A 16,648-nucleotide genomic window follows, 5' to 3' on the forward strand; every position below is an offset into this window, starting at 1 on the left:
GGAGAATGTTGTATTTTGTGCAGGAGCTGTGGCGTCAGGGAATGGTTGGCAGCACTCATTCCAGAGCAGCACAAACCGGCAGGACTCTGTAAAAGAGCCTGCCGGTATAAAGGGTATCAACCGGGTGCCGCAGTTGATGTTGCGCACCAGCAGATCAGATTCTAGTCAATGAAGATGCAGTAATATGCTATCCCCGTTCGTACCAATACCCCGGAACACCCTGCTGCAGACGCAGCAGCGCCTCCAGGAAGAAGTAATCCCCCCAGATCATGAAATCATCCGGAGATGAGTTCCCTCTGACTGAATAGGAGCCATGACGCAGAAAGCCTTCTTCCGACGGGCTGCCGGCGGTAAAGTAGCGGTTCAGCAGGGAATCCATCGATTTGTTGACGGCTTCCTCATACCATGCCCGTTCCGGGTCCTCCTCCGGCAGGTGCTCCAGCAGCTCAAGGAGACCGCATACAACGATGGCGGAAGCTGAACTGTCACGTGGAGTGGACTCCTCCTGCGGGGCATCGAAATCCCAATACGCGACATGGTCGGCGGGAAGATGCTCCAGGAAATAGCGGGCCATTCTTCTGGAGGTTTCCAGATAATGAGGTTCTTTAAAATAGCGGTATGCCAAGGCAAAGCCGTAGACCCCCCAGGCCTGTCCCCGCGTCCAGGTGGAGCCGTCCTGATAACCTTGTGCGGTTCCTCCGCGCAGGGCATTCCCCGTCTGCTGGTCAAAATAAAAAGTATGGTAGGAGGAGTCATCTCCCCTCACCAGGAAGCGCCGGCTTTTCTCGGCGTGAATGCGGGCATACTCGGCATAGCTGGGATCTCCGGTCTGTTCAGTGGCCCAGCAGAGCAGCGGAAGATTCATCAGGCAGTCGATAATAATCCGGCCCCCGTTGTCTGCATCACCCTCCGGTCCCCAGGCCTGAAAGAGCTGCGGGGCAGAGCGCCAGCGCTTCATCAGTACATCAGCTGCCTGCAAGGCCAGCAGACGCGAAGCCTCATCCTTCTCGGTGATCCAGCGTGCCTTGGCGGACAGTGAATATAGGAAGCCGATATCATGATGATCGAGCTCCTTTCCGGCAATCATGCGATTGTTAAAGGACTCAACCGTCCGGATGGCGGCGGCGTGAATCTCCGGATCTTGGCTGTATTCATAGCTCAGCCACAGGATACCGGACCAGAAGCCTTCCGTCCAGCTGGTATGGTCTGTCAGATGATATTTGCCGTCGCCCAGGCTTACAATTGGAGATTTGTCACCAAAGCGCTTGATGTTAAGGCGGGTGGTAGAGAGTGTGTGCTCAATCGCATTTTTCCAGTTCATAATAACCTCCATAATATCGCTATATTGTTCTTATGATTATTATAAGCCTGCTGCTATGTTGGTTTGTTGCGCGAATTCTTAGGTGAATTGCGGTTTAGGAGGAACGGGGCGGGAACCTGTTACGCGGGGAGAAAGCTGTTTGTCACAGAACTCCGGTCTAGTTTGTCTACAGGATGTACAGCAAAGAAAATAGGATGGAGGCAGAGCGCCCGTGGCAGGGCGGTTTGTGTCTGTTGCAAAAGCGTTTACTCATATTCGGCCTATGGATATAGGCTATAAACCAGGAGGAAATAGACATGAAAATTGTAGTGGTTGGCGGGAGCGGACTTATTGGAAAGCAATTGGTGAGCCGGCTTCAGGGGCTGGGTCATGAAACTGTGGCCGCATCACCTTCTCTGGGCATCAATGCTATGACTGGTGAGGGGCTGGCAGAAGCGCTTAAAGGGGCTGATGCCGTTGTTGATGTAGCAAATTCACCTTCGTTCGCAGACGATGCTGTGCAGGAATTCTTCGCGACAACGACCCGCAATCTGCTGGCTGCTGAAGCTGAAGCAGGAGTGAAGCATCATGTGGCGCTATCTGTAGTGGGGACTGACGGCTTGCTGCAGAGCGGTTATTTCCGCGGAAAAATGGCTCAGGAGGAGCTGATCCAGGCTTCCCCCATTCCTTACACCATCGTGCGTGCGACCCAGTTCTTCGACTTCGCCGAGGGCATTGCCTATACCGCTACAGAAGGGGATGTCGTCCGCCTGCCTTCAGCCTGGGTACAGCCCATAGCCTCTGAGGATGTAGCAGCTGCGCTGGTTGATTATACCCTTGAAGCCCCAGTGAACGGGATAGCCGAGCTGGCCGGACCGGATAAGCTGTCTCTGGATGAATTCGTCCGGCAAGCGCTGAAGGCTAAGGGGGATGCGCGCCAGGTGGTCGGCGATACGGAGGCACATTATTTCGGAACAGCATTGCAGGATCACTCGCTTGTTCCGGCCGGAGACCATCCGCGAATTGCCCCTACACGGTTAACGGACTGGCTTGCGGCTTCCGTATCAGAAGCATAATAGATCTGCAAGAAACCGCCATCCTCCGGGCAAGTTTGCAAAAACTTCAGCCTGATGGGAATGGCGGTTTTTTATCTAAAAAAGCTGAGAATACTCCACCCTCGATAGGGTGGGGATGAATCAGCAGTTTTCGATTTCGAAACGAACATATGTGCTATAATATGGATAAGTTCACTAAAAGGAGGTGTTGCACATGCTCGTGTCTGCGCAGGATGTTTCTTCGAAACCCCTGGTTCATCAAGCCTATAAATATCGGATCTACCCCAATACAGAGCAACAGCAACTCATTCGTCAAATGTTTGGCTGCTGCCGTTTTGTGTTCAATTACTTCTTGGGAGCTTGGAATCAAAGGTATGCGGAAACGGGAAAAGGCTTGTCTTATCACGCTTGTGCAACACAACTCCCCGGTTTAAAAGCACAATACGACTGGCTGAAAGAAGTCGATAGCATCGCTTTGCAGTCGGCTGCTCGTCATGTGGCGGATAGCTTTGATCGTTTTTTCAAAAAGCAAAATCAAGCGCCACGCTTCAAGAGCCGAAAGCATCCAATTCAAAGTTACACGACCAAATTCACCAACGGGAATATCGCCATGGAGGGCAGTCGCTTAAAGCTCCCAAAACTCGGCTGGATACGTTTTGCAAACTCCCGGAAGCTGGAAGGCCGGATATTGTCCGCTACCGTTCGTAAAAACGCCAGCGGGAAATTTTTCGTTTCGCTCGTTTGCGAAGTTCAAAAGAACCCTCTGCCCCAAGTGGATACACCTATTGGCATCGACTTAGGTTTGAAAGAATATGCAGTATGCTCAAACGGGGAACATATCGCCAATCCTCGCTTTTACCGTCAATACGAGAAAAAGCTGGCGCTTTGGCAGCGGCGGATGGCTCGGCGTACTCCGGGCGGCTCCAACTGGAAGAAAGCAAAGCAGCATATCGCTCGTATTCACGAACGCATTGCCAATAAACGAAATGACTTCCTCCACAAGCTGACCACGAGACTGATTCGTGAAAACCAAACGATCAGTATCGAACATCTGCGTGTGGCGAATATGATTCAGAACCCCAAGCTTTCAAAATCCATTGCTGATGCGTCTTGGGGCGAGTGGGTGCGACAGCTGACGTATAAAGCGAAATGGTATGGACGAAATCTTCGGATCGCCGACACGTTTGAGCCGACCAGTCAGCGTTGCCATGTGTGTGGCACGATCCACCCCGAGGTGAAGAACCTGTCCGTTCGGGAATGGACATGTACGGCCTGCGGGACGATCCATGACCGTGACGAAAACGCCGCTCACAATATTGAAAAAGTAGCGGTTAACCACCACCTAACCAAACGATAGAATTCAACATTTCACTTGCGTCAAAAATGTAAAACTGCGGGAACGCAGGGATCGCTTGCTCCATAAGAAGAGGGTACTCTTCTGTTCGCAAGAATCCGCCACTTCAAGCGTTAGCTAAGTGGGGGAGAATTCAAGAAAGACAGGATCGATATGTTGTGAAGCGGATACCAGCGGGCTTCTAGCGGACCTGAGCATAAACATTCCAGCTGTTCACCAAATGACCCACGGCAAACAGAAAAGCGGGGATCAGGAGCAGCCAGGACTCAAGCCAGAATCCAAGCAGCATGAAGTAGATTGCCGGAAAGACGGCCATAGGAATAGGAATTCCAAGCCAAGGCGTGAACAACACGGCAAATTCTCTCGCATTCCAGTAAAAGCGGGCCCAGCATATATAATAAATCAGCAGGCAGACAGCCATCAGTCCGGCAGACAGGCCAAGGGGCTGTTCTGCAAGCTTGCGGCCCAGGACAATAGGCATCATGAAGCAAGTGATCTGGCCTGCCCGCTCCAAGATCGTGAAGATCAGGGGTGTAGAGGCCAAAGAATCAGGAGCATTCCGGGGCGGGAAGAAAATGAAGAGCAGATTCGGCAGCAATACTAATAAGGGTATGATGAATCCTTTAATGTGCAGACCCATGTGAACTCTCCATCCTATAGTTCCAAAGTAGATTTATGCATTCTGGCATTGCGGAAATGAAGTTTGTCTTTGCCTGATACTACGATTGCGTTCCGCGGACAGTTTGCCGCACACTTCATACAGAAATCACATTTGTACCCATGGTATGGCAGATCATCGACGACTACTATATTACCGGTGGGACATTGCAGAACGCATAATTCACAACTGATGCACTTGGAGGGGACTGTCCGCAATCTGAGCATCAGCCGCATCGACATCCAGGGCAGCACGGTTCTTCTGGAGAGAACGGAGACGGCCTTCGACCAGGGATACTCTGACTTCCAGGCGGATTCACCGGCAAGTGCCTGATGGACAAAAGTCTCAGCTTTCTGATAGGCTGCGCTCAGCCGGGCCTGATCCTCCTCCGGTCTTGCTTCAGCATCCAGCATATTATTAGGCATACTGATCTCGCAGGCGGAGACAGGGATGTAGCTCTTATTCTTCAGCAGGGTATAGAGCGGCTCCAGAATATGGGCTGAGTTATTGAGCGTAGCGATCACATATACTTTGGTGCCCTGGCTCTTCGGGAGCCGCCGGAGGAATCTCCAGATGAACGGGGATACGGACTGCGAATTGACCGGGAAAGCCAGCCACAGGTCATTAACCGGACTGCTTGGCATATATCCGCTGCCGATCAGGTTCAGGGAGATGCGGATGTTATAGGTCTTAAGGGTTCTGCCCACAAAGTCTACAATCGCTTTCGTATTGCCCGTGCCTGAAAAGTAATACAAATCCACGGTTTTATTCATTTGGCGGGTTCTCATGTTCTGCGATTTCCTGCTCCAGCAAAGCTATGGTCTGCCCGCACCAGTCGGCGTAAGACTCCCACAGCTTCTGGCCAAAGGACAGGACCATCAGGATGCGGCTGTGATTACTGTGGACATCCAGATTCTGCTTCAGCTGTTCCTCGAATTTGCCGAACAGCTGCTGCTGCCGCCGGTGGTTGATTTCAAACTCCCGCACATGCTCCAGCATGGTGGCGGAAGAGGAAGAATTGGAAAAATATAGCTTAAGCAGCAGCTCGTAGCGTACGGTTTCTTTTTCCACCGGTGTCTTGAGCCATTCCTGTAATTCATACCTTCCGGATGCGGTTATCTGATACTTGATGCTTTGTTTGCTGTTCTTGCCTTCTGCAGAAACAGGTTCTTCACACACTGCGATCAGGCCCCCCGCAGCCAGCCGCTTCAGTTCCGGATAGATCTGGCCAAAGCTCTCGCTCCAAAAAAAGGAAAGCCGGGTATCTACAATTTTTTTGATCTCATACCCAGTCAAGTTCTCTTCGTTTAATAGTCCCAGTAACACGTAACCTGTCTTGCTTCTGTTAGCAGCCATATGCACGCATCCAATCTGTAAGATATATCTTTTAGATATAAAATACTGCAAGGATTATCTAAAGTCAAACGTTATTTTATGCCCGAATTGGAGCGATAACCTGGAATCTGCACGCCAAAAAGCCGCTCCCGGTGAAGGGAACGGCTTCATGTATTAGGCGGAACGCTTATACCATATTGGGAATAGCAACAGCAGGGTCGGTCTCGGCTTCGTAATCCACGCCTTCGGTGCGGAAGCCGAACAGATGGAAGAAGTCATCCTGGTAGCCCTTAAGGTCTGCAAGTTCAGGAACATTATCCGTTTCAAGCTCGTTCCAGCGTCTCATGACCTCGATCTGCACATCCTCGCGCATCTCCCAGTCATCAATCCGGATCAGGTGGCTGCCGTCTGCTGCCGCTTCACCGCCATTATACAGGTGGTCTGCGAACAGGCGGTACATCTGCTGAATGCAGTTCTCGTGCAGTTCTTTTTCCTTCATGACTCTATAGAGTGCGGAAATATACAGCGGCACCACAGGGATGGCGGAGCTGGACTGGGTAACCAGAGCCTTGTTCACGGAGACGAAGGCCCGTCCGCCTGTAGCAGAGAGCTGCTCGTTCAACGAGATCGCCGTCTGTTCCAGATGGTTCTTCGCCTGGCCGATGGTTCCGTCCCGGTAGATGGGATGGGTGATCTTAGGTCCGATATAGGAATAGGCCACGGTTGTTGCGCCGTCTGCAAGCACGCCTGCTTCCTGCAGCTGATTGATCCACATGCCCCAGTCTTCTCCGCCCATAACTGCGATCGTCTGGCGGACTTCGTCATCCGTTGCCGGCTCTATAGTAACATTAGATACTTCCCCGGTGTGGAAGTTCATCGTCTTGTTCGTGTAAGCATCCCCAACCGGCTTAATAACCGAGGAGAAGACTTCTCCTGTAACGGGATGGGTACGGCGCGGGGAAGCTACGCTGTAGATAACGAGATCAACGGTTCCGAATTCAGCTTTGATGAGGTCGATGGTCTTGGTCTTAATGGCATCCGAGAAGGCATCGCCGACGATGCTGAATGATTTCAGGCCGAGCTTGGCCGCTTCCTGCTCAAAAGCAGCGGAATTGTACCAGCCTGCGGATGCTGTGCGGGCACCTTCAGCGGCTTTGTCGAAGAAGACGCCGATGGTGTTGGCACCTGCACCAAATGCGGCAGCAATCCGTGAAGCCAGCCCGTAGCCGGTAGAAGCGCCGATGACCAGTACGTTGGCCGGACCGGTAAGTTTCTTTTGTGCCCGTACATAGTCAATCTGTTCCTGTATTTGTCCGGCACATCCCTCCGGGTGAGCAGTCGTGCAGATAAAGCCGCGTGTTTTTGGCTGAATAATCATCAAGGATATCCCCTTTGTTTTAGTTTTTAACTTTTTTCGCTAATATAGAGTATAGCAAATGATGGCATAGAAAGATAAGCTTGAATCTTTTTTGAAAAGATAAGAATGGATATTCGTTATCAAGAATCCGGGAGGGTCTAAATGTGCTGATGGTAAACGGGAAGGAAGTTGCGGAGATTCTAACGATGGGGTCCTGCATCGCTGTGATGGAAACCGTCCTCGCTGACCTGTCGGAGGGGGAGGCCGTGCAGAGCCTCCGCCAGGTCCTGCCGCTGGAGGAGCGGAATGTGCTGGGAATGATGCCCGGGTATCTGCGGCGTGAAGGGATCACTGGTGCTAAGATCATCAGCGTATTCCCTGGCAACCACGGGAGCGGTCTGCCGTCGCATCAGGGGATGGTGTCTTTGTTCGACGCCGCCACCGGCGTGCCGCTGGCCATAGTGGACGGCCAGTCGATTACAGCCATCCGCACGGCGGCGGTCAGTGCGGCGGCGACGAAGCTGCTCGCCAGGGAAGAGGCGGAGTCCCTGGCGGTTCTCGGCACCGGGGAGCAGGCCCGGAGCCATCTGGAGGCGATGCTGCAGGTGCGCGGCATTAAGCGCGCCAAGGTCTGGAGCAGAACGCCGGGCAAGGCCCGGGCGTTCGCCGATGCCATGAGCAGCCGGTGGAACGCAGAGATCACGGCAGCGCTGTCTGTGCAGGACGCGGTGATGGACGCGGACATTATCTGTACGGCAACGGCGGCGGGGGAGCCGGTGCTGCACGGCGCCTGGGTGAAGCCAGGCGCGCATATCAATGCGATCGGTGCATGCAGGGCGCATGAACGGGAGCTGGACACGGCGTTGGTAGCCGGGGCAAGGCTCTATGTGGACCGGCTGGAGTCAGCGGTCCACGAAGCGGGAGATTATCTGATCCCGCTCAGCGAAGGGGCGATTACGGCGGACCATATTATTGGTGAAATTGGCGGGCTGCTTAAGGGGCGTATCCCCGGCAGGGGAAGCGGCAATGAGATTACGCTTTTTAAGGGACTGGGGCTTGCCGTTCAGGATCTTGCCGCAGCCTTCTATATTTATAAACAGGCGGTTGCTCTGCATAAAGGCGTGGAGATTTCATTTTAAATAGGTCTCGGCACTTCTTATTAAGAGTAACTAGTCCAGCATCAGATCTAATGAAGTGTGTCGATTCAACAATGCAGCAAGCGGCAAATGGATGTATTCAGCTCCAAGTGAAACTTCAGTGATAGTTGTATAATGTACAATTAAAAACAGCAAAAAGAGCTGCTTGCCTCTTATAACTGTAGTCTGTACAACTAAATCTGCCCGAATGGGTGATAACCAACTACATTGGTCAGTTTAATTGCACGAAATACAACTAAACGGATAATCGGTTGAAAATCAGACGGTTTAGTTGTACAAAGTGCAGTTAAGCTTAGCGTAATTGGTTACTGCAAAGCCTCAGCAAGCGATTTCTGGAATGGCAGGAGCGGCGGCAGCCGGAAGCCCAAATATTCACCGCGGGGACGAGCGAGCATCAAGTAAATAGGTAGTTTCATAGAGGAGGGGCTGGATCAATTGAGTTTACAGGAACGGGAAGGCTGGTATGACTTCGGACTGAGTGCTGCACAGGAGGAGCGGGCGAAACGCCTGCATGAGGAGAATATCAATGTTGATCTGCTGTTCCAGGGGCCCTTGTCCCCAAGCGCTATCCCGGAGAGCGTCTCGCTTAAGGTGAAGGAGCTGTGCGAGCCGTACAAGGATGAACCGATGGTCTACAGCGCCATGCCGGCGCAGATCATTACCCGGCTGTCGGCCGGCGGTGAGATTGCGGAGTACAAAGAGGAATGGTACAAGTCCGGAATTACGGCGGGCAACCGCGAACTGCACCTGAATGATATAGAGAGCATGATTACCAGTATGGGCGAGGTTCAGCTGCAGTTCGATTCCGCAGACTGGCTGGTGAAGGCACTGACGGCAGAGGATATCCGCAGGGCTAAACGGGAGGGCAAGAAGGCAGGGATTGTAACGGCACAGGAAACGGATGCGCTGGGGACAAATCTGGAGCTGCTCGATGCGCTGCATGGCTTTGGTCTAAGGATTCTGCAGCTAACGTACAACAACCAGAATCTGATAGGTTCCGGCTGTGCGGAGCCGGGCAATGGCGGGCTGTCCAAATACGGCCTGCGGTTTGTGGAGCGGCTGAATGCGCTGGGAATCATCACCGATACCGGACATTGCGGCAGACAGACCACCCTGGATGCCTGTGCGGCCTCAAAGGCGCCGGTTATCGCCTCGCATACCGGCGTGGAAGCTATCTACCCGCATATGCGCTGCAAAAGTGACGAGGAGATCCGCGCGATTGCTGCGACCGGCGGTGTGATTGGTATTTTTGCGATGCCGTGGTTTGTGCATGAAGATCCGGACCATACCACCATTGAGCATGTACTGGACCATATTGAATATGTGATCAGGCTGGTAGGCGTAGAGCATGTGGGTATCGGAACGGACTGGCCTATGAGTGACCTGGAGTGGTCACTGGTCTTTTTCAAGGAGCAGATTGCACCTAAGCTGGGGTTCGCCAAAGGGGATGGTCCCTCCACGGAAACCGTAGCAGGGCTTGAGAAATACAGTTATTTCAGCAATTTCACGCGGGGACTGGTGGCGCGCGGGTACAGTGATGAAGAGATCGCTAAGATTATGGGCGGCAACTGGCTGCGTGTGTTCGAACAAATTTGCGGATAGGGGACTTTTACTGATGAATTCATACTTACAGCAGACAAGCTTCAACTTCTATTGCTCGGGGATATATAGCGGCACTATCCGTTTCACGGACAAGGAGGTCATGCACGCCAAGGTTGACACTCGCAGACGCACACAGATGCAGGAGAATGTGCTGGATGCTGGCGCGAAATATGTTCTTCCGCTGACGCGGATCGCGGGGCAGCTTCATGTGTACACCGATGCGGAATGGGCCGGGGACGAGGTTATCCTCAAGAACGGGGACAAATATCAGAAGCATATTACCTATCAGGCGGAGATCTCCGGTGTAGAGCGGACTTCGCAGGTATGGGCTTACCGCGGGGGCACGGCGCTGGATATTGTAACGCTGGACGGGGAGGTGATCGCCTTTCTGACCCCTAACCGCTATGGCATTGAGCTGATCGTTAAGGCAGGATATGAGCAGCTGACCCCGCTCGCCCTCTATGCTGAACCGCTGCTGTCGCAGCCGGAATATGGTGTGGACGATCTGGGAACGTATCTTGTGCCGATGCGGGATGGCGTGAAGCTGGCTACCGATGTATTTCTTCCTGAAGGTCTTGAGCCGGGAACGAAGGTGCCAACTATCTTGGTGAGAACCTGTTACGACCGGAATGGTAAAAAAGAAATCTTCATGCGCTGGGCGAATAAAGGCTACGCCGTGATCTCCCAGGATGTACGCGGCCGCGCGGATTCGGAAGGTGAGCTGATCCCATTCTACAATGAACGCGATGACGGCTACGATACCATTGACTGGATTATTGCCCAGGAATGGTCTGACGGCAAAGTTGGAATGTGGGGCGCCTCCTACCTCGGCTATGTTGTTGTAGCAGCCGCTACCAGCGGTCACCCGAACCTGCTGGCGGTGGTGGATGAGGTTAATGTAGGTTCGCCGTTCGTGGACACCGCGCGCAAAGGAGGAACGCTCTGCTCCTGGCCGTTGCTGTCCTGGACGCTTGCGCAGTCGGTGGGGACGCGGACGGACTTTGATATTTTTGGCGGCATTACAGTGGACCCGGAAGCGGCGGTCGATGCCAGACCCATCAGGGATATTCCGCAGCAGATGATCGGCCGCACATCCGGTCCGTGGGAGCTGTGGAGCCAGCATCCCGAGTATGATGATTTCTGGAGAAACTGTACGTTCACCGAACGCGGAGATCAGGTTAAGGTTCCAATGTATGTAATTTCCGGCTGGTATGACGGTGACAGCCCGGGGGTATCGGAGACCTGGCGGATGCTGACGGAGCATGATGTGAAGAGCCGCAAAATCCGTCTCGGCGCCTGGGAGCACGGACCGAACCGGGCGCGGGATCTGCTGGACGTATCCTTCGGCAATGATGCAGTGGTGTACGATTATGATATATCTGTGCTGCGCTGGTTCGACCGGTTCCTGAAGGGGATTCCGAACGGCATCGACCAGGAGCCGCGGGCTTCCTATTATGTGGTGGGCGAGAACCGCTGGAGAACCTCGGAGGACTGGACACCGGCAGAAGCAAAGGTAACTCCGTTCTATCTGGGCGGAGACGGCCGGGCGAATTCATCACTGGGCGATGGACGGCTGGTTATGGAGCCGGAGGAACATTCAGCAGCAGACACTTACATCTATAATCCGGCTGACCCGGTTGCTGACAGCGGAGAGCGGGAACCGGAGAACATGCGGAAGCATGAGCTGCGCAGCGATATCGTTGTCTATACCAGTGAGCCGCTGGCGGAGAAGCTGACCATTGCCGGTGAGCTGTCTGCGGTCATCTATGCTGCGAGCTCGGGTCTGGATACGGACTGGGTCGTGACGCTGAGTGATGTGAATGAACAAGGCGATTCCATCCGCTTGTCCAATTACATCGTGCGGGCGAAATACCGGCATGGGCTGGAGCAGCCGCAGCTGCTGGTGCCGGGCCAGGTGGAGCGGTATGATATTTTCCTGCAGAACATTGCCCACACGTTTGCCGCAGGACACCGGGTCCGCTTCACAGTCACTTCTTCCAGCAAATTCGTGGCCTTTCCTAACACAAACACCGGAAACAATCCGTATGAAGATACGGAAGCGGTCATTGTGCAGCAGACGATCTGCCATAACCAGGAGTATCCGAGCCACATTAAGCTGCCGGTGGTGCCGAATTTCTAATAGAGGTGACTTAGCCGGCTGATAATTTGCAACTTTTCCCAATTGGGGCCGTCAATGAATAGGAATGGGACTCTCGGGCATGTCCTTGCCGCTTTGGATGAACTCAAGGGGGACAGTTATGATGATCAAAAGAATATCCGTACTCTTGTTAGCCGCGCTGCTCTTGGCCGGCTGCAGTGAAGGAGGTTCAAAATTGAGCTATTCAGAGAGACAGGCAGCAGCAGCCGGGCTTGATTTCGGACTGGCCGAGAGAAGCAACCGGCTGGGAGTGAAGCTGCTGGACCAATTGTGGAAGCAGGGCGGCGGCAACGTGACCATATCTCCTTATAGTGTCGCCGCAGCCCTGGCCTTAGCCTATAACGGCAGCGCCGGAGAGACAGCAGAGGAGCTGGGAACGCTGCTCGGTTATGTGCCCGAAGAACGGCAGAAGCTGAATACCAGGCATCAGGCTTTGCTGCAGCTGCTGAATGACGCCGGACCGGGAATTGAGCTGAAGATAGCGAATTCGGTCTGGGGCATGAAGGGGCTGCCGCTGCGCAAGGACTATCTCAAGACAGGTAAGGATTTCTATAACGCAGAGATCAGGGCGACAGACTTAGCTGCAGAGAAATCTGTGACGCAGATTAATGATTGGGTCTCGAAGCATACCGGGCATAAGATCAGGCAGATGCTTACGGAGCCGCCGGGTGACCAGGCAGTTGCGGTACTTGTCAACGCACTGTATTTCAAAGCCGGCTGGAGTGATGTGTTTCCAGAGGAGGCTACTGCGTCAGCAGACTTCTATCCCCCGGACGGGGCAGCAGTGCAGGTAATGATGATGAAGCGGAGCGGATATTTCCAGTATGCCGGGAATGAGGACTGGCAGGCTGTAAAGCTTCCTTATGGAGAGGGCCAGATGGAGATGACCGTAATCCTGCCGGGCGGGAAATCTTCCTTGCAGGAGCTTGCGGATCAGCTTGCGGCGGGCAGCCTCCCGCTTGATGAGGGCTTCGCCAGTGCCCGGGGGACGCTGCGGCTGCCGCGTTTTACAGCGGGCTACGGGGCAGAGCTTACAAAGGTTCTGCAGGCGCTGGGTGTGAAGCTGGCTTTCGATCCGGTTCAGGGTGATTTCTCGCTGCTGGCGGACCTGGATCGCCCGGTTTACTTTGACAAGGTCATCCACAAAACCTACATCGATGTGAATGAACGGGGAACAGAGGCGGCGGCGTCCACAGTGATCCAGATGCGGGCAGGATCAGCTGCTCCTGCAGATACGCCTTTTGAAATGACGGTCAACCGGCCGTTTCTGTTCATGATCAAGGATGTGCAGACTCAGGTGGTCCTGTTCCTCGGAGCCATTGAGAATCCGCTGGACACAGATTAATTCCGCTTGGAATGAATTTCAAGCAATTACGCATAAATGCTCCCTTCACAGGTCACAATAGGGAAAAACCAGAATGAAGGGATTAACGTGAATGCTTTTCGCTTGAAAAAACAACTGTGGCGGCGGTGGAGACGTTGGAAAAAGGCTCCCTGGGTGGGGGCGGCATGCATTGCGCTTACGGTGCTGGCGTGGCGTGGCATGCAGGTTCCGGAAGAGATCAGCCTGCTGTTGGAGCATACGGCCTGGACGTTGCCTGGAACACTAAGCGGAATAGAGGAGCAGAACCGGGAACCCGGCAGCAGTATTCCGGCTGTGGCAGCCGTTTATAACCATACAGGGAATGAAGCAGAAGATGAAGCTGCTGTGATGGACAGCAAAGAGCTGCTTGAAGCGGTCAGCCGGGAAGCGGTCAGCAGAACGGTGCACCTGAAGACAATTTATGTATCCGGCGAAGAGGTGCAGACACTGCCCGGTAAGCAGACACCGGCCCAGCTGAAGATGATGATCGGACAGCATTCCGATTGGAGCGGCTGGCTCAGCGAGGAAGGCGATTTGTGGCTGGAGCAGAGAGTTAATGATCTGTCGCCGCTCACCAAAAAAGAGGCCTACTTCGGAGTGGATGAACAGGGGAATCTGACGCTGTTCAAAGGACCGCCGACATCAGAAAAGGTGATGAAGACCTTCTTTCAGCTGGATATGGGCTCGATGAAATCCTCTTTGCCGGAGGGGATCTGGGAGCAGCTTCATCAGGGCATCCGGGTGCAGGACATGGAGGAGTACGACAGTGTACTGTCTACCTTCAGCGACTATGCGCGGGACTCGGCGGAACAGGTGATGCATGCGGAATGAAGTGAAGGACATAACTGTTTGAAGACTCGTGGGCAGGAGGCTCACGGGTTTTTTTGTTTGAAATAGCAGCCTGATTTTAATTTCCCCGGGACAAAGTTTTTGTCTCCCCGGGGAAATTTTTTTGCTATAATGGGTAGAAGGAATACATATGTTCGCTTTAGGGCGGATTCATGGATGAACCCGCAGGGGCTATTCTGCCCTGGCACAGAGGAGAGAGAAGGATCTTGCGCATCTTGGGGATTGATCCGGGGCTGGCGATTGTCGGCTTTGGTTTTGTAGATAAGGTTGGTAACAAATTGACTCCGGTCCAGTACGGCTGCATCCAGACTGAGGCGCATACTCCGGAAGAAGAACGTCTGCTGCATGTCTATGAAGGCATGGTACAGCTGATTGATAAATATAAGCCGGATGCGGTTGCGGTAGAGAAGCTGTTCTTCAGCCGCAATGTGACAACGGCCCTGCCGGTGGCGCAGGCGCGCGGAGTGCTGATTCTGGCGGCCGTGCAGCGCGGGCTGCCGGTGGCGGAATACACTCCTATGATGGTGAAGCAGGCAGTAGTAGGGTACGGCAAGGCAGAGAAGAAACAGGTTCAGGAGATGATCAAGCTGCTCCTTAAGCTGTCGGCTGTACCGAAGCCCGATGATGTGGCGGATGCACTGGCGGTGGCGGTATGCCACGCCCATTCCGTGAGTCTTAATTCCAAATTAAATGAGGTATTGCGAAAATGATAGATTTCCTAAGAGGACCGGTTGTACATTTGGAGTCAGAATATGTAGTACTGGATGTTCAAGGCGTAGGTTACCGGGTCTTCTGCCCGAATCCGTATGCTTTTGCCAAGGTGGAGGGTCCGGTGACCATCTTCATTCATTATCAGACCCGTGAGGATGCGACGCTCCTGTTCGGATTCCCGACCCGTGAGGAGCAGAAGCTGTTCCGCAAGCTGATCGAGGTGTCGGGGATCGGCCCGCGTGTGGCGCTGGGCATTCTGACCGGCGGAACGCCGGATCAGCTGATCTCGGCGATCTATCAGGAGAACATCACCTTCCTGACGAAGCTGCCGGGCATCGGTAAGAAGACGGCGCAGCGGATGATTCTGGATCTGAAGGACAAGCTGGACGGCTTCGGCGGCGCTGCCCTGCAGACAGGCCTGTTCGCTGTAGCGGCTGAAGCCCAGGCTAAGGCCGAGGCACTCCCGTGGGAAGAGGCCAGGGATGCCCTGAAGGCGCTGGGCTATACCGATACCGAGCTGGACCGCGTATGGCTGAAGATGAAGCAAGAGGGAACGGATACCGGACCGGTTGACGTGCTGATGAAGAAGGCGCTGGGGCTGCTTTTTATAGCCAAATAGGTCCCTGAAGAACGGAGTGAGGAATAATGGATGACCGGATTATATCAGCAAATCTGATGATGGACGAGCAGGCGGTTGAATTAAGTCTGCGGCCCCGTTATCTGGGTGAATATATCGGCCAGAACCAGGTGAAAGAAAACCTGAAAATATATATTGAAGCCGCCAAGATGCGCAGCGAAGCGCTGGATCATGTCTTGCTGTACGGGCCTCCGGGTCTCGGCAAAACAACGCTGGCGAATATTATCGCCAATGAGCTGGGTGTGAATCTGCGGACCACCTCCGGTCCGGCAATTGAGCGGCCGGGCGATCTGGCCGCGCTGCTGACCAACCTCCAGGAAGGCGATGTGCTGTTCATTGATGAGATCCACCGCCTGCACCGCACGGTGGAAGAGGTCATGTATCCGGCGATGGAGGATTTCGCGCTGGATATCATGATCGGCAAAGGCCCTAGTGCCCGTTCAGTGCGGCTGGACCTGCCCCCCTTCACGCTCATTGGAGCAACGACACGCGCAGGGCTGCTGTCCGCTCCGCTGCGCGACCGCTTTGGCGTAGTCAGCCGGCTGGAGTACTACACAATCGATGAGCTGAGCTTCATCGTAGCCCGCAACGCCGAGCTGCTCAGCATCGAGATTCTGGGCGATGCTGCGGAAGAGATTGCCCTGCGGGCCCGTGGGACTCCGCGGATTGCCAACCGTCTCCTGAAGCGGGTGCGCGATTATGCGCAGGTCCGCGGCGACGGTATTATTACGCCGGAGATTGCCGCTGAATCGCTGAAGATGCTTCAGGTAGATCTGCGCGGACTGGACAACATCGACCACAAGATGCTGCAATCGATGATCAGCTCCTTCCGCGGCGGACCGGTGGGGCTCGATACCATCGCCGCTACGATAGGCGAAGAGAGCCAGACTATTGAGGATGTATACGAACCCTATCTGCTGCAGATCGGTTTCCTGCAGCGCACGCCGCGCGGGCGCATAGTGACCCCGGCGGCCTATCATCATCTGGGACTTCCGCTCCCTCCGCAGCAGAACTGAGGCTGCCCATAATACAACATTTTTCGTATGATCCCGGCTATAATCCCGAATTGTTGTATCAAAGGCAACATTTCTTCTCCTCCAAGCGGTTTGGCG

At 54.0% G+C, this 16,648-nt stretch carries 15 protein-coding genes; 10 read left to right on the plus strand and 5 right to left on the minus strand.

What is annotated here, in order from left to right; translation table 11 throughout:
- Window positions 1-187: 187 nt before the first annotated feature.
- Complete coding sequence (locus tag NSQ73_RS05460; RefSeq protein WP_340985651.1) at window positions 188-1,321, minus strand: glycoside hydrolase family 88 protein; 1,134 nt, start codon at window positions 1,319-1,321, stop codon at window positions 188-190.
- A gap of 296 nt (window positions 1,322-1,617) precedes the next feature.
- Between NSQ73_RS05460 and NSQ73_RS05465 the strand changes: the two genes are divergently transcribed.
- Entirely contained in the window at window positions 1,618-2,376 is a 759-nt protein-coding gene (locus tag NSQ73_RS05465) for an SDR family oxidoreductase (protein ID WP_340985652.1), read from the plus strand.
- Window positions 2,377-2,569: 193 nt separating this feature from the next.
- Complete coding sequence (tnpB, locus tag NSQ73_RS05470) at window positions 2,570-3,712, plus strand: IS200/IS605 family element RNA-guided endonuclease TnpB (RefSeq protein ID WP_340985654.1); 1,143 nt, start codon at window positions 2,570-2,572, stop codon at window positions 3,710-3,712.
- Between the two features lie 178 nt (window positions 3,713-3,890).
- Here the strand turns inward: tnpB and NSQ73_RS05475 are convergent, their stop codons facing one another.
- The 4 genes from NSQ73_RS05475 to fabV all read right to left on the minus strand — a co-directional run bounded on the left by NSQ73_RS05475 (window position 3,891) and on the right by fabV (window position 7,080).
- Window positions 3,891-4,349, minus strand: a complete 459-nt coding sequence (locus NSQ73_RS05475) for a hypothetical protein (RefSeq protein ID WP_340985655.1) — start codon at window positions 4,347-4,349, stop codon at window positions 3,891-3,893.
- Between the two features lie 14 nt (window positions 4,350-4,363).
- Window positions 4,364-5,140, minus strand: a complete 777-nt coding sequence (locus NSQ73_RS05480) for an EFR1 family ferrodoxin (protein WP_340985656.1) — start codon at window positions 5,138-5,140, stop codon at window positions 4,364-4,366.
- Entirely contained in the window at window positions 5,133-5,723 is a 591-nt protein-coding gene (locus tag NSQ73_RS05485) for a PadR family transcriptional regulator (protein WP_340985657.1), read from the minus strand. The genes NSQ73_RS05480 and NSQ73_RS05485 overlap by 8 nt, the downstream gene beginning before the upstream one ends.
- 166 nt (window positions 5,724-5,889) lie before the next feature.
- A complete protein-coding gene (gene fabV, locus NSQ73_RS05490) occupies window positions 5,890-7,080 on the minus strand; it encodes an enoyl-ACP reductase FabV (RefSeq protein ID WP_340985658.1) in 1,191 nt (396 codons plus the stop codon).
- Between the two features lie 149 nt (window positions 7,081-7,229).
- Between fabV and NSQ73_RS05495 the strand changes: the two genes are divergently transcribed.
- The 8 genes from NSQ73_RS05495 to ruvB all read left to right on the plus strand — a co-directional run bounded on the left by NSQ73_RS05495 (window position 7,230) and on the right by ruvB (window position 16,552).
- Window positions 7,230-8,198, plus strand: a complete 969-nt coding sequence (locus NSQ73_RS05495; protein WP_340989196.1) for an ornithine cyclodeaminase family protein — start codon at window positions 7,230-7,232, stop codon at window positions 8,196-8,198.
- 453 nt (window positions 8,199-8,651) lie between these two features.
- The gene (locus tag NSQ73_RS05500) at window positions 8,652-9,818 is read left to right on the plus strand and encodes a dipeptidase (RefSeq protein WP_340985659.1); all 1,167 of its coding nucleotides are present in this window, start codon (window positions 8,652-8,654) and stop codon (window positions 9,816-9,818) included.
- 13 nt (window positions 9,819-9,831) lie between these two features.
- Window positions 9,832-11,958, plus strand: a complete 2,127-nt coding sequence (locus NSQ73_RS05505; RefSeq protein WP_340985660.1) for a CocE/NonD family hydrolase — start codon at window positions 9,832-9,834, stop codon at window positions 11,956-11,958.
- A 193-nt stretch (window positions 11,959-12,151) separates the two neighbouring features.
- Entirely contained in the window at window positions 12,152-13,321 is a 1,170-nt protein-coding gene (locus tag NSQ73_RS05510) for a serpin family protein (protein WP_340985661.1), read from the plus strand.
- Window positions 13,322-13,423: 102 nt separating this feature from the next.
- Window positions 13,424-14,170 carry a BofC C-terminal domain-containing protein gene (locus tag NSQ73_RS05515; protein WP_340985662.1) on the plus strand — a complete coding sequence of 249 codons (747 nt, stop codon included), beginning with the start codon at window positions 13,424-13,426 and terminating at the stop codon, window positions 14,168-14,170.
- Between the two features lie 224 nt (window positions 14,171-14,394).
- Window positions 14,395-14,898 carry a crossover junction endodeoxyribonuclease RuvC gene (gene ruvC, locus NSQ73_RS05520; RefSeq protein ID WP_076245182.1) on the plus strand — a complete coding sequence of 168 codons (504 nt, stop codon included), beginning with the start codon at window positions 14,395-14,397 and terminating at the stop codon, window positions 14,896-14,898.
- A complete protein-coding gene (ruvA, locus tag NSQ73_RS05525; RefSeq protein ID WP_039294459.1) occupies window positions 14,895-15,518 on the plus strand; it encodes a Holliday junction branch migration protein RuvA in 624 nt (207 codons plus the stop codon). Before ruvC ends, ruvA begins: the two co-directional genes overlap by 4 nt.
- A gap of 26 nt (window positions 15,519-15,544) precedes the next feature.
- On the plus strand, window positions 15,545-16,552 hold the full coding sequence (gene ruvB / locus NSQ73_RS05530) for a Holliday junction branch migration DNA helicase RuvB (protein ID WP_340985663.1): 1,008 nt from the start codon (window positions 15,545-15,547) through the stop codon (window positions 16,550-16,552).
- Window positions 16,553-16,648: the final 96 nt, after the last annotated feature.

This window comes from Paenibacillus sp. FSL R10-2736, assembly GCF_038000245.1.
GTDB classification, from domain to species: domain Bacteria; phylum Bacillota; class Bacilli; order Paenibacillales; family Paenibacillaceae; genus Paenibacillus_AQ; species Paenibacillus_AQ phytohabitans.

Coding starts and splice junctions, on each gene's coding strand:
- NSQ73_RS05485 (WP_340985657.1), bottom strand. CDS start 5,723: ATGGCTGCTAACAGAAGCAAGACAGGTTACGTGTTACTGGGACTATTA.
- ruvB (WP_340985663.1), top strand. CDS start 15,545: ATGGATGACCGGATTATATCAGCAAATCTGATGATGGACGAGCAGGCG.
- NSQ73_RS05505 (WP_340985660.1), top strand. CDS start 9,832: ATGAATTCATACTTACAGCAGACAAGCTTCAACTTCTATTGCTCGGGG.
- NSQ73_RS05495 (WP_340989196.1), top strand. CDS start 7,230: ATGGTAAACGGGAAGGAAGTTGCGGAGATTCTAACGATGGGGTCCTGC.
- tnpB (WP_340985654.1), top strand. CDS start 2,570: ATGCTCGTGTCTGCGCAGGATGTTTCTTCGAAACCCCTGGTTCATCAA.
- NSQ73_RS05465 (WP_340985652.1), top strand. CDS start 1,618: ATGAAAATTGTAGTGGTTGGCGGGAGCGGACTTATTGGAAAGCAATTG.
- fabV (WP_340985658.1), bottom strand. CDS start 7,080: ATGATTATTCAGCCAAAAACACGCGGCTTTATCTGCACGACTGCTCAC.
- NSQ73_RS05460 (WP_340985651.1), bottom strand. CDS start 1,321: ATGAACTGGAAAAATGCGATTGAGCACACACTCTCTACCACCCGCCTT.
- NSQ73_RS05475 (WP_340985655.1), bottom strand. CDS start 4,349: ATGGGTCTGCACATTAAAGGATTCATCATACCCTTATTAGTATTGCTG.
- NSQ73_RS05480 (WP_340985656.1), bottom strand. CDS start 5,140: ATGAATAAAACCGTGGATTTGTATTACTTTTCAGGCACGGGCAATACG.
- ruvA (WP_039294459.1), top strand. CDS start 14,895: ATGATAGATTTCCTAAGAGGACCGGTTGTACATTTGGAGTCAGAATAT.